The 12,928-nt window shown below is 59.1% G+C and carries 10 protein-coding genes and 1 tRNA gene; 5 read left to right on the top strand and 6 right to left on the bottom strand.

Translation table 11 applies throughout. The features are described 5' to 3' along the window. Nucleotides 1-13 precede the first annotated feature (13 nt). Nucleotides 14-1,885 (top strand): RCC1 domain-containing protein, encoded by a 1,872-nt coding sequence (locus tag KI810_RS03465; protein WP_214174066.1) that lies wholly within the window; start codon nt 14-16, stop codon nt 1,883-1,885. A gap of 51 nt (nt 1,886-1,936) precedes the next feature. Here the strand turns inward: KI810_RS03465 and KI810_RS03460 are convergent. From KI810_RS03460 to radA, 4 genes are all read right to left on the bottom strand, one after another. Further along, nucleotides 1,937-2,012 (bottom strand) — tRNA-Ala (locus KI810_RS03460). 90 nt (nt 2,013-2,102) lie between these two features. Beyond that, nucleotides 2,103-4,445: a GAF domain-containing protein gene (locus KI810_RS03455; RefSeq protein ID WP_214174065.1), complete on the bottom strand. Its 2,343-nt coding sequence runs from the start codon at nt 4,443-4,445 to the stop codon at nt 2,103-2,105. Nucleotides 4,446-4,497: 52 nt separating this feature from the next. Further along, nucleotides 4,498-4,854, bottom strand: coding sequence for an RNA polymerase-binding protein DksA (gene dksA / locus KI810_RS03450; protein WP_214174064.1), 357 nt, complete (start codon nt 4,852-4,854; stop codon nt 4,498-4,500). 95 nt (nt 4,855-4,949) lie between these two features. Further along, complete coding sequence (gene radA, locus KI810_RS03445) at nt 4,950-6,299, bottom strand: DNA repair protein RadA (RefSeq protein ID WP_214174063.1); 1,350 nt, start codon at nt 6,297-6,299, stop codon at nt 4,950-4,952. A gap of 182 nt (nt 6,300-6,481) precedes the next feature. Here radA and KI810_RS03440 point away from each other — a divergent pair, with 182 nt between their 5' ends. Both KI810_RS03440 and KI810_RS03435 read left to right on the top strand, forming a co-directional pair. Continuing rightward, nucleotides 6,482-8,080 carry a HEAT repeat domain-containing protein gene (locus KI810_RS03440; protein WP_214174062.1) on the top strand — a complete coding sequence of 533 codons (1,599 nt, stop codon included), beginning with the start codon at nt 6,482-6,484 and terminating at the stop codon, nt 8,078-8,080. Nucleotides 8,081-8,083: 3 nt separating this feature from the next. Beyond that, entirely contained in the window at nt 8,084-9,421 is a 1,338-nt protein-coding gene (locus KI810_RS03435; RefSeq protein WP_214174061.1) for an HD-GYP domain-containing protein, read from the top strand. Here KI810_RS03435 and KI810_RS03430 read toward each other — a convergent pair. Next, the gene (locus KI810_RS03430) at nt 9,418-9,999 is read right to left on the bottom strand and encodes a HEAT repeat domain-containing protein (protein ID WP_214174060.1); all 582 of its coding nucleotides are present in this window, start codon (nt 9,997-9,999) and stop codon (nt 9,418-9,420) included. The two genes, KI810_RS03435 and KI810_RS03430, sit on opposite strands and share 4 nt — an antisense overlap. Nucleotides 10,000-10,144: 145 nt before the next feature. On the opposite strand from KI810_RS03430, the gene KI810_RS03425 reads away from it, so the two are divergent. Next, on the top strand, nt 10,145-10,477 hold the full coding sequence (locus tag KI810_RS03425) for a hypothetical protein (protein ID WP_214174059.1): 333 nt from the start codon (nt 10,145-10,147) through the stop codon (nt 10,475-10,477). A gap of 245 nt (nt 10,478-10,722) precedes the next feature. Continuing rightward, on the top strand, nt 10,723-11,703 hold the full coding sequence (locus tag KI810_RS03420; protein ID WP_214174058.1) for a beta-ketoacyl-ACP synthase III: 981 nt from the start codon (nt 10,723-10,725) through the stop codon (nt 11,701-11,703). Nucleotides 11,704-11,770: 67 nt separating this feature from the next. Here KI810_RS03420 and KI810_RS03415 read toward each other — a convergent pair whose 3' ends face one another. Beyond that, nucleotides 11,771-12,925: a class I SAM-dependent methyltransferase gene (locus KI810_RS03415; protein WP_214174057.1), complete on the bottom strand. Its 1,155-nt coding sequence runs from the start codon at nt 12,923-12,925 to the stop codon at nt 11,771-11,773. Nucleotides 12,926-12,928 lie beyond the last annotated feature (3 nt).

Here is a 12,928-nt window from a genome sequence, read left to right as displayed (position 1 = left end):
CTGGAGGCGTTGATTGAGACCAATTCTTGCAGCTTTTCTCATGCTGGTGATAGCAGTGAACACGGCTGCTGCATTCAGCAACATTCAAGATATAGCCGCCGGGTCCGCCCACACGGCCGCCTTGCATTACAATGGAACGGTCTGGGCCTGGGGGGACAATTATTACGGCCAGCTCGGCGACGGCACAACCACGGAGCGGCACGCTCCGGTGCGGGTTACGGGACTTGCCGGCATAACTGCCGTTGCAGCAGGAGATTATCATACCGTTACCCTGAAAAGCGACGGAACGGTCTGGACCTGGGGAGACAACTACTGTGGCCAGCTCGGTGACGGTACGGCTACGGAACGCCAATCACCGGTCAAGGTGACGGGCCTTGCCGGGGTGACCGCCATAGCCGGAGGGGATGCGCATACCGTTGCCCTGCGAAATGACGGGACAGTCTGGGACTGGGGTGACAACTTTTACGGCCAGCTCGGCGACCGAACGGTCACGGAGCGCCATACTCCGGTCCAAGTGGCAGGACTTTCCGGAGTGGTCGCCATTGCAGCAGGATATGGTTATACCGTTGCCCTGAGAAATGACGGGACGGTCTGGACTTGGGGTATCAACTCTTATGGACAGCTTGGTGATGGAAAAACTATTGAACGCCATGCCCCGGTCGAAGTGACAGGCCTTACCGGGGTGGTTGCCATTGACGCGGGATGGTCTCACACGGTTGTTCTGAAAAACGACGGGACGGTCTGGGCCTGGGGGGACAACTACTATGGCCAGCTTGGCGACGGGTCGACTATAGAAAGCCATGTTCCGGTCCAGGTTGCAGGCCTTGCCGGTGTAATCAACATTGCCGCGGGGGGCGTCCACACGATTGCCCTGAAAAACGACGGAACGGTCTGGGCCTGGGGGGATAACTATTATGGCCAACTGGGCGACGGGTCGACAGCAGAAAGCCATGTTCCGGCCGACGTGACGGGCCTTGGCGGGACGAGTGCCTTAGCCGCGGGAGATTTACATACGGTTGCCCTGAAAAGCGGCGGGACGGTCTGGGCCTGGGGTGACAATTATTTTGGTCAACTCGGCGACGGGACGACGACCCAACGCCTTTCCCCAGTACCAGTGATCACGCTTGCGCAACCTGCCAGGATCGGAATCTTCAGTGATGGCTACTGGTATCTTGACACGAACCGGAATTGGGCATGGGACGGTACCACCATCGATCACCTCGGCATTTTCGGCCTTGGCATTGCCGGAGCGATTCCCGTGACCGGTGACTGGAACAATGACGGCACAACCGAGATCGGGGTGTTCGCGGACGGCATCTGGTACCTCGACATGAACGGCAACGGCCAGTGGGATGGAGAAGGGATCGATGTTCGTGGCATCTTTGGTATCGGCGTACCCAATGCCAGGCCGGTCACAGGAGACTGGAACGGCGACAGCAAGACCAAAATCGGAATTTACGCGGATGGCATCTGGTACCTCGATACGAACCAGAACTGGACTTGGGACGAAGGGGTGGATATTCGAGGTCTGTTCGGTGTCGGCCTTCCCGATGCCAAGCCGGTGACGGGGGACTGGAACGGCGACGGTATCACCGAGATCGGCGTGTATAGTGAAGGCAGCTGGTATCTGGACAGGAACAGGAACTGGAGTTGGGATGGCGTTCCCCCAGACACCTATGGCGTATTTGGCGCCGGTCTCCCGAACGCGCTCCCGGTGACCGGTGACTGGAACGGCGATGGCATCACTAAAATCGGGATATACAGCGACGGAAACTGGTATCTTGACAAGAACAACAGCTGGGACTGGAACGGTGAGCCGACGGACACCCATGGAGCCTTCGGCACCGGCCTCCCCAACGTGGTTCCCGTAGTCGGAAACTGGTGAGGACTAAAGTCAAAAGGGGTTATGCCTCAAGGCATAACCCCTTTATTGTATTGGTGGAGATGAACGGGATCGAACCGTCGACCTATGCGTTGCGAACGCATCGCTCTCCCAGCTGAGCTACATCCCCTCGAACAATCATACGCCACCCGCAGGATCCGTTCCCCGCGAGGATTTGTATTTTATACCTCAAACCGTTCCGCAAGCAAAGCAAAATCTCTCAGACGTTCAGCGGCAGAAGCACCGAGAAGGTGGCACCCTTTCCCGGCTGGTTATCAATCTGGATTTTACCCCCGTGATTCAGGATGATCCGGTTGGAAATAGGGAGCCCCAGGCCGGTTCCGGTCTCCTTGGTGGTGTAAAACGGGTTGAAGATGTTGTTGAGCACTTCAAAGGGAATTCCCCCCCCCGTATCGGCGACCTTCACCGCCACGGCCCGTTTCCCCCCCAATCGGGCGGGAGCGACCGTGATCGTCAATTCTCCCCCCTCTTTCATGGCTTCCTGCGCGTTGAAGAAGAGATTGAGGAATACCTGCTCCACCTGCTTGCAATCGGCCATCAGTGAAATCGGTCTCCGGGGGTAGTTCCTGACGATCTGTATGCGACTCTCTTCGAATGCCAGAACCACCACCGCCAGCGCATCCTCGATGATGTCGGTGATACAGCAACAGCTGTAGCAGATAGTGGTTTTCCTGGTGAACGAAAGGATTTCGGTCAACATCTTTTCCAGCCGGAGGACTTCCCGGACTATGGTGTCGGCATATTCCCATTCGGGGCTCTTTTCCGGCAGCTTTCGCTCCAGACGCCGGGCAAATCCCCCGATCGACACCAATGGTCCCTTCAACTCATGGGCAATTCCCGCCGCCATCTCGCCAATGGTCGCCAGGCGCTCTCCCTGGATCAGCCTCTCCTGTGCCTCACGCAGGCTGCGATTGGCGTCCTCGATCCGGTTGTAGAGAATCGAATTCTCAATCGCCATCCCCGCCTGGTTGGTGAAGAGCTGCAGGAATCGCAGGTTCTCCTGGCTGATGGGACGGTCGCTTATCCCGTTGTCGATCACCATAACACCGACAACCTCTTCCCTGGCGATAAGGGGTGCCGACGCAAAGGATGTTATGCCAAAGCGCCGGACGAACTCACGGTCCACGCGCTTCTCGGTGGCGACATTCGGCACGAAGACAAGGCGTTTTTCGAGTACCGCCCGTGTTGAAATATTTTTTGCCCTGTTCAGTTCAAGGCGAATCGACCTGACCTGGCGGCTGAAATCGGCATCCCGTTGCCGGGCAATATCTTCGTCGGTTATATCCCAGCGACTCCCCAGCAGGTCGCCAAGGTCCGCCAACGGTTTATGGAGATCAGCCGACGTCTCGCGGGTAACGCCGAGCATCCCCTGCATGACGCCGGAGCGCTTGTTGATGAGAAACAGCATGGCCCGGTCGAAAAAAGGATTATCGCCGACGGTCAGGGCGGTAAGGATGAGATGAATCAGCTTGTTGAGCCGGATCGTGGAGAGCATGGTGTTGCTGATCCGGTAAAGGAAAGAAAGTTCCTTCAGCTTCTTGTCGTTTTCGACACTCAGGCTGAGCATCTGCTGGTAATTGGCAGAGCCGGTCAGCGCATTGGAAATGAGCATGGCCATGCTCTCGAACAGTTCCCGGTCTTCCTCGTCCAGATTCTGGCGGGGACCGTTTGGCTCCTTCTTGCCAAAAAAAGTCAGGCTCCCCATGGCTCTGGATTCAAAAACCAGTGGCACGCAGATATACGAAAGGGGAATGTCTTCGTTGCTGACCAGATCCCGGGTCAGAATGGGTACTCCGCTGGCCTGGGCCCTGGCCGAGCAGTCCAGCTCTATGTCAAGCAGGGTCCGCAGGACGGGGCGGAAGCGCGTGCGGCACTTTCGGTAGATTCCTCCCGGCATCCCCCCCTTTCCGTTCAGGCGGAGCAGAGTACAGCAGGCACCGGCATAGGCATGACTTGCATTGAGAATAAGAGGAATGAGGGAGCGGGGAGGGGCTGACTTGTTGAGGAGCTGCCCCAGTTCGCTCAGGATGGACAGATTCCTGACACGGCGGGCAGAACCGGCTGCCATCCGCAACCCCTGCATGACACCGGCCACCACCACCGGAACATCCTCCATCGCCACCATCACTTCAGCAGGCGAGATGGCGCCGTCGTCCATACCGAGAGCCATCACACCGTACAGCCGGCCTGACGAGAGTACCGGCAGTGCCATAATGTGATCGCTGGTCTCCTGCAGGGCTTCGGCGGGGTGACATGAAGCGGCGCGATCGTGCACGAACGATTTCAGGGTGGCACACCGCCCGGCAATCCCTTCGCCTACCGGGACTGGCTCAGCGGCGGGCAGGCCAGCCCCCGTGCTTGCTGCCAGCAGGGACAGGACGCGCTGATCGTCGTCAAGGGTGTAAATTGCACACGAGGAAATGGGGAGGGTTTGTTCTACCGTTTGGGCAAGGGATTTCAATCTTGCCGGATAGGAGAGAGTGGCAGAGTTGGCTATCCTTACCGCGCGACTCAGCAGGTTATATCGGTCCAGATCGGCCATGAGTACTCCGGAAGCGCCCCGCTGCGAGGGGAAGGCACGGCAATGAGGCGTTTCAGGGCACTTTTTCGCGCTTTTCTTCCTCGATCTTGCAATCGATGCAGAGAGTCGTTACCGGCCGGGCCTTGAGTCTTCCCTCGCTGATATCCTCGCCACACGTCTCGCAGGTACCGAAAGTACCTTCATCGATCCGCTCCAGGGCCTCCCTGATCTTGTTGATCAGCTTCCGTTCCCGGTCCCTGATACGCAACTCGAAATTGCGGTCCGATTCCTGGGTGGCCCGGTCATTCGGATCGGGGAAATTGGTGTTGTCCGCCGTCATCTCCGATACTGTCTTGCCGGCCTCACCCAGAAGGGTGCGCATCTCTTCCAACAGTATGCCCCGGAAATATTCCAGTTTTTCTGCGTCCATATAAGCTCTCCGTAGGTATATAAATCCTTTTAATATTAAGAAAATATCTTCGTCAAGTAAAGGAAAATTTTCCTGCACGGGAGGGGATTGCCTCCTCAGAAGAGCTTTTCCAGTGCCTCCTCGACCGATTTCACCCCGACCAGCTCCAATCCCTTTACCCCCTTCACCTGCTTTACGTTCCCCGCAGGCATGAGACAGCGGCTGAAGCCGAGCTTGGCGGCTTCCCTGGCCCGCACCTCCGGCTGGGTAATCCCCCGGACCTCCCCCGCAAGGCCAACCTCGCCAAGCATTATGGTATGGGGTTCTACCGTCTTGTCCAGATGGCTTGAGGCGACCGCCACCACCATCCCCAGGTCGGCGGCCGGCTCGTTCAGCCTGACTCCTCCGGCAACATTGAGAAAGATATCCTGTCCCGCCAGACTCAATCCCACCTTCTTCTCCAGCACGGCAACGAGAAGCGCCAGCCGGTTGTGGTCAACGCCGATGGTGGTCCGGCGGGGAACACCGAAGGATGACGCGGTTACCAGGGCCTGCAGTTCGACGAGCAGGGGACGGCTCCCCTCCAGCGTCGCCACCACGACCGATCCTGAAACCCCCAGGGGACGCTCGGCAAGGAACAGCTCGGACGGGTTCTTCACCTCGCACAGCCCACCATCCTTCATCTCGAACACCCCGATCTCGTTGGTGGACCCAAACCGGTTCTTTACCGCCCGCAAAATCCGGAAGGGGTGGCCGGCATCCCCTTCGAAATAGAGGACGGTGTCCACCATGTGCTCCAGCACCCGGGGACCTGCAATGGAGCCATCCTTGGTTACATGGCCGACGATGAAGACGGGGATGCCGCTCCCCTTGGCCAGCATCATGAGACGGCCTGCCACTTCGCGAACCTGGCTCACGCTCCCCGGGGCCGATTCCAGGGCGGACGTGAATACCGTCTGGATCGAATCGACCACCAGCACCGCCGGTTTCACGCGGTGGACCTGGGTCAGGATTTTTTCCAGCATGGTCTCCGCAAGAATGAGCAGTTCCGGAGCCTGCACCTTCATGCGGGCACCGCGCATGCGTATCTGCCGGGGGGATTCCTCTCCGGAGACGTAGAGGACACTGCCGAGAGACCTGGCAAGATGGTCGGTGGCCTGGAGAAGCAGGGTTGACTTCCCGATCCCCGGATCACCCCCCACCAGGACCAGCGAACCTTCCACCAGTCCGCCGCCGAGAACCCGGTCGAATTCGGCGATACCACAGGTATGGCGGCGCTCGGGTTCGCCACCCGCCTGGCTGATGGAAACGGGAGGTACTGAAACGCCCGCGGTCGTATCGGTACCGTCACGACCGACGATCTCTTCCGCCAGGCTGTTCCATGAACCGCAGTCCGGGCACTTGCCAAGCCATTTGGCCGACTGATAGCCGCATTTTTGGCAGGTATACAGGGTTTTCGTCTTCAAGGGCGCCTCGTTACCATGTTTGTCCGGATAGTATCCCCTTTGCCCCCCCCTGTCAACAGCGGCAGACGGCAAGAAAATCCCGGGAACGATGCATAAAGTTTGACAAAGTTTTCGCCACTACGATAAAATTCGCCTGTTATCCTGGGGAACACCTGTCGGCTGAAATCAGCCAAGGATCAATTATGCCCACGACCAAAGATGCATCACTCAGACTGGTAAAACCGAAGGACGACGCCGCGCACCTGCTCGGGACAGCACTCACCGACCTTCACAAGGCCCTCAAGGCCCTCAGCTTCTACCCGGCGGGGCATCCTCTCCGCGGGGAAAACCTGGGCACTGCCCATGGTTCACTGGCACGCCTGCTGGCGGGCCAGGAACTGACGCTCCATGTCTCCCGCAAGGGTTTCGTGAACAATGCCGGCGACCCCCTTCCCGACGTCAGCCCCATGGCCCAGTCACTGGCGCGGGAACTCTTCATCCGGCGCATCCAGCATCTCACGTTCATGGCCGACCTGACCGATACCGACCTGCAGTCCTTTCTCCTGCTGCTTGCCCTTGACCACCAGCAGGTCCATGCCGCCGGCGGCATGGAAAAGCTCATGTCACAGCGTGGCATCACAACCATTTGGCCCAACGAGATCGACCTCTCCGTGATCTGGCAGAAGCGGCAGGAACTGGAAGCCGTGCAGGAAGAGGCGGAGGAAGAAGGCGATGCCGGTTCCCTGGGCGAAGACCTCACGCCTCCCGAGGCCCAGGAAGAAGCCAGGGAGTACTCCCTCAACGAATTGCTGTCACTGATGAAAAAAGAATCGGACGATAACCGTTATCTCCAGTTAGCCCGGACGCTTATCGGCAAAACCGAAACCTGCAAGGGAACGGGGGATTTCGCCCCTCTTCTGCCGGTAATGCAGGGGCTCCTGGAGCAGACTGACGATCAGGGGAAAAGCACCATCCAGCGCGAATATGCAAGTTTTTCCCTGGAGCAGGTTACGGCGGGGCCGGCCACTGACTTCCTTCTGCAGCAACTGGAGCAGCGTGACCCCTCCAGCAGCGAGATGATTTACCGGGTCCTGCGGCAGTTGGGGACAAAGGTCGTGTACGTCCTCGTCCAGCGCCTCTGCATCGCCAGCAGCCTGCTTGCCAGAAAGGCGCTGGCAACCGCCATCGTCAAGATCGGACCGGCAGCCATACCTCCCTTGGTGGCGGCCCTGCAGGATGAGCGCTGGTACGTGGTGAGAAATATGGTCGCCATCCTGGGCGAAATATGCAGTCAAGAATGCGTCGGGGAACTGCAGCATGCCGTCGGTCACGCCGACCCCCGGGTCAGGAAGGAAACCATCCGCTCCCTCCTGAACATCGGCGGCAAAGAGGCAGAATCCACCATCATCGGCATGCTGGATGATCGCGACATCACCATTGTAAAGCAGGCAATCCTTTCCCTCGGCCTCATGAAAAGCCAGCTTGCGGTCCAGCCCCTCATAGGGATCGTGGCCCAGCGGGACCTGTTCATGAAATCGCTTCCCCTTAAAAAGGAGGCTATCCAAGCCCTCGGCCGTATCGGTGATCGACGGGCAACCCCCTACCTCACAGGACTTCTGCAGAGCTGGCACTGGTTTGCCTGGAGCAGATGGCAAGAGCTCAAAACTGCAGCAGCCGCAGCGCTGGGCCAACTTGGCGACGAAGCAGCCATTCCCGCCCTGAAAGCACGGATGTCCGCCGGCGGTGGTCTCGGCAGGGCATGCGGTGAAGCTGTCGATAATATCGAACGGCTGGCAGGGTAGAGGATGGGAACCATTACCCTACAGAACGCGCAGCGACTGGTCACGCTCATTTCCGGCGCAACCAAGGGGCTGCATCTCTACCCGGTGGGGCATCCGGCAATAATGCAGCCGTTGCAGGAGATTTACGCCGGCTGCCAGGGGATTCTAGCGACCAGTCCCGAAATTCGCATGGGAGTCATCGATGGTATCCTCTTCGTGGAGGAGCACCTTTTCGTCACGCCCTCCCCCGCAATGACGGAACTGGCGGACCGCTTCCTGGAAAAGGAGATCAGCGGCCTCACCATATGTCGTGGTGTATCGCGGGAGGACCTGGGTTTCCTCATATCCCTTCTGGCCCAGAAAGGCGTGTGTGGGGCCGAAATGGCGAGGAAGCTCGAAGAGCGGCAGATAACGAGCATCAAGCTGAAAGTTGCCGAAGAAGAGGCGGGAGGGGCCCTCGAAACCTACGGACAGGCCCTCGACGTAATCCGCGACGTCATAAAGGACATAGAAATGGGGAGGATCCCCAGCGGCGGCAAGGTGATCGGCGTGGTGAAGAAGCTCGTCACTCTCACCATGCAAGACCCTACCACCCTTCTCGGCCTTTCCATGATCAAGGATTACGACAACTACACCTTCAACCACAGTGTCAACGTGGGGGTTCTCGCCATGTCCCTTACCGCCTCACTCGGGTTCGACCAGGCGGGCATCGAGGAAGCGGGTATCGCCGGCTTTCTCCATGACGTCGGCAAGACGCAGGTGGACAGGCAGATACTCAACAAACCGGGCAAGCTCTCCGCCGCCGAATTCGACGAAATGAAAAAGCACCCCGAATTCGGGGCGAAAATCATCAGCGAAATGGACGGGGTAAGCCCCCAGATCGCCCAGGCTGTGCTGGGTCATCATATACGGAACAACCGGCTCGGCTATCCGGAATGGGCACGCAAGCTTCCTTTCGACACATTGAGCGAGATCATTGCGGTGGCCGACTGCTACGACGCCATCACCACCCTCAGGGTCTACCAGAACCCTCTCAACCCGAAGGCCGCCCTGGACCAGATGCGAACCCTTGCCGGCAGTTATCTTGACAGCAACATGGTACAGCGGTTTGTGGAAATGATGGGAAAATATCCGGTAGGCACCCTGGTAAGGCTCGACAACAACGAGATTGCCCTCGTCGTCAGGCCGAATCCGGCCAATCAGGAAGCGCCTATCATAAAGGTAGTGATCAATGCGGCGGGGGAAATGGTGGCCGAACCGCCCATGCTGCGACTGGTCAACGACGCGGGCAACCGGTACGCCAGCATCGTGACGGTGGTTGACCCGCTCCTGAAGAACATCGACGTGGGACGGTATCTTTAGCTGACCGGGAGTTCTCCCAGAGCGAGGGCGGCCGCCTGCCGGGTGGCGGCATGGGGAGACTGGAGCAGGGAGATGATTTTTTCTTCGCAGCCCGCGGCGCGGATTTTGCCGAGAGCGCGTGCCGCCTCGGCATCCAGCAGGCCGTCGCCGGCATCGAGAAAGGGCACCAGCAGCGGGATGAGCGAAGGGTCCCGAAAATTGCCGAGAGCGGCAATGGCCTGGGACTGAAGGGCGGGACTCGGATCCTTGAGTTTCTCCGACAGTGGCCCTTTGGCTCCGGGATGGCCGAGCCGGCCGAGGACCTCTATGGCGGCCGCCCGGATATCCTCTTCGGGCCGGGCAATACAGTAAAGGAGTGCTGGCAACGCCTTCTCCCCGCCGATCCGCCCCAATGCGTAGATGGCCTTGATCCTGGTGGCATGATCTCCCTTTTTCAGAAGATCGAGCACTTCCTCCAGACTGCCGATGCCTTCCAGCTGCTCCAGAGCGTGTGCTGCCGCGAGACGGACCTCTTCCTCGGAGTCTTTCAATAGAGCTGTCAGGGCTGTTCGCCGTTTTGCCGTCGTCACCGTTTCCATAGCAAGGGCATTATTACAAAAAATTTGCATCAACGACAACATTTATATTTCCACATGGCACACAGCCCTTAACCGTGCATGTTTTACCCACACCGGCGATTGCACGCGGGAAGGACTGACAAGAAATGATACGGGGCGTGCAATTATGCAGGTGAACATCAAGGCAGCGCTCCTGTCCGCTTTTGTTCTGCCAGGACTGGGTCAGCTCTACAAAGGAGACCGCAGGAAAGGGATTATTCTCGTCATCCTGGTGAATTTTTTCCTCCTCGCCGCCCTCTGGCTTGTCCTGCAAGGGGTTGGACAACTGGTGCTGGCTACAGGAAGCCGTAGCGGAATCGATGCGGGCAGCGTGATGGAGCAGCTGGGGCAACATTCACCAATGGCGCGGCTGCTGTTGGCAAGCTTTTTTGGTCTCTGGCTCTATGCCGTTGTCGATGCAGCCCTCGCAAAATGTAGCGACAACAGCGCAACGCGGTAATTCTACCCTGCGGAATATTGTTTTGACAAACAAGCTGCAGGTGTGCGATAAAAGTCCATTACGATGTCAGTGAAACGACGTATCGCAACGTGCCACGAAGCCTTCTGAGAGAGGCTTTCACCAGCCAAGTTGCACTGGCTTGACACGCAACCACTATGCAGCAAAACAATATTTGCAAAACCACCCCCAAATTTGACCCACGAAAAGATTGCACCTTGGAGCATTCGGGGAATCGAGGTAAGTTCATGGTATATTCTCACATTCTATCGACCGGCGGCGCAGTCCCTGAACGGATTGTCCCCAACAGTCACTTCAATTACCTGGTAGAAGATGCCGACAACTGGATACTTTCCCGTACCGGGATTCGCGAACGGCGCTTTTCAGCCGAACACGAGGCGACGTCGGACCTCGCTACCGCCGCGGCCCGACAGGCCCTGCAGCGCGCATCCATCTCCGCGGAAGAACTTGACTGCGTCATCGTCGGGACCTCAACCGCCGACATGATCCTCCCCGCAACCGCCTGCATGGTGCAGAAAAACATCGGCGCAAAGAACGCCTTCGCCTTCGACATGAACGCCGTCTGTAGCAGCTTCGTTTTCGCCGTGGAGACCGCGGACAATTTCGTGCGGTCGGGCAAGTACAAGAAGGTCCTCGTCATCGGTGCCGACACCTACTCGAAGATCCTCGATTTCCAGGACAAGACCACCTGCCCCCTGTTCGGCGACGGCGCCGGCGCCATGATCCTGGGAGCCTCGCCGGAAAAGAAGGGGATTCTGCAAAGCCTCGTCAAGAGCGACGGCAACGGCTGGGAACTGATTCAGGTCCCCTCCTCCGGCTCCCGCAAGCCGATCACCGCCGAGACCATAACCGCACGGGAGAATACATTCAAGATGGCGGGGAAAAGCGTCTTCGTCTTCGCCACCGACGTCATCCCCCAGATCATCGAGGAGCTTACCGGTCGGGCCGGCATAACCCCCGACCAGCTCGACCATATCATCCCTCACCAGGCCAACCTGCGGATCATCGACTTCATCTCCAAGAAGATGGGAATCCCCAAGGAGCGCTTCCTCCTCAACCTGGACCGCTACGGTAACACCGCCGCCGCATCCGTGGGGCTCGCTCTCGACGAAAACCTGCAGAACGGCACCATCAAGCCGGGCCAACGGGTCCTCATGATGGGCTTCGGCGGAGGCCTTTCCTGGGGGGGAATGCTGCTCCAGTTCTGACTTCCGACCCCAGCGCATTTCCGCAATAACAAGCGCAACCGGCAACGCCCGGCTGCGCTTTTTCATTTCACGCCAAGGGCCTTACCCCGGCAACCCCGTCCTCTACGGCAAGGGGTTGCAGACCGCCTCCCACCAGAAGGTCCCGGAGATCGTTGTGGGAAACCCGCTTCTTCCATCCGCCGTGGAACCGGTCGGCAGCCAGCAGTATGCCGCCCGGTTCGAGCAGTGCCACGAGGTTGGCCACCCCCTCCGTCAGTTGCCGTTTTTCGTGAAGAAGCGGTCCCCCCAGCACGCCATTGCAGACGATGATCCTGTAACCGTGGCCAGTGGCGGGAGCAGGGAGCGTCAGGTCCCCCTGCCTGAAGGAGAGGCGCTTCGCCGGAACAGCGGTCAGGAGAGGCGCCACCCGGGAACGAAATGCCGCCTGCCGTTCCGGATCATGGGGAAAGTAGCCATGGGCGGCGGAAAAGAGCTCCAGCGGCTCCAGTGTCGTACCGTCGACCCGCCAGCCCCCCCACCCGGCAACCGCTTCGTGGACAATCCGTGCAAGCTCGTACGTCCCTTCACCGGTGCCACAGGCGGCATCCAGGCACCGCACCACGCTGCCGGCAGAGAGCCGGTTCCTGGAGAGCCAGTTCCGGAGAACCGCCCCTTGCGCGGGGTAGCGGTCGAAGTCGCACCCGTAGCGGGGAGGAAGGAATATCCGCCAGAGAAAACGGCGGCGCTTCCCGTCATCAGCCATGAGTTCCCGCAGGAGCCGGCCCGGGTCGGGGTGACGGACAAGCGGCTGAAGCTGGTCGAGAAGATCGAGCCAGGTGGCCGCATTGCGGATGACAGACCCCGCCAGCACCGGTGAAACCCGCAAAGACCGTACAATCATCCGTTCAAGGGAACGCACTATCTCCGCCACAGGAAGACACTGCTCGGCGAGACTCCGCATTCCGTGGGTCAGAACAAGCCCGGGCGCCCATAGTCCGTGGGGAGAAAAGGTGGCATACAGGCTGAACATTCCGGTCAAGCGGATACTGCGTCGTTCCAGGTCATCGTCACGGAGCGGGCCGGGAACCAGCAACTGCTGCAATCCGGACTGGACAGCAGCATCATCGAACGACGGGGTGTACGGGAGCGAGGGGTGACTCATGCCGGGATTGTAGCCACAATCGGTGCCCGAAGAAAGGGGAAAATGGCAATCCGCGAAAGCTTGAGCCTTCCTGTCCAACATGCT

The sequence above is a fragment of the Geomobilimonas luticola genome (assembly GCF_018476905.1).
Taxonomy (GTDB): Bacteria; Desulfobacterota; Desulfuromonadia; order Geobacterales; family Geobacteraceae; genus Geomobilimonas; species Geomobilimonas luticola.
Note: the sequence above shows the minus strand (reverse complement) of the source record. Positions and strands in the feature narration are given on the sequence as shown.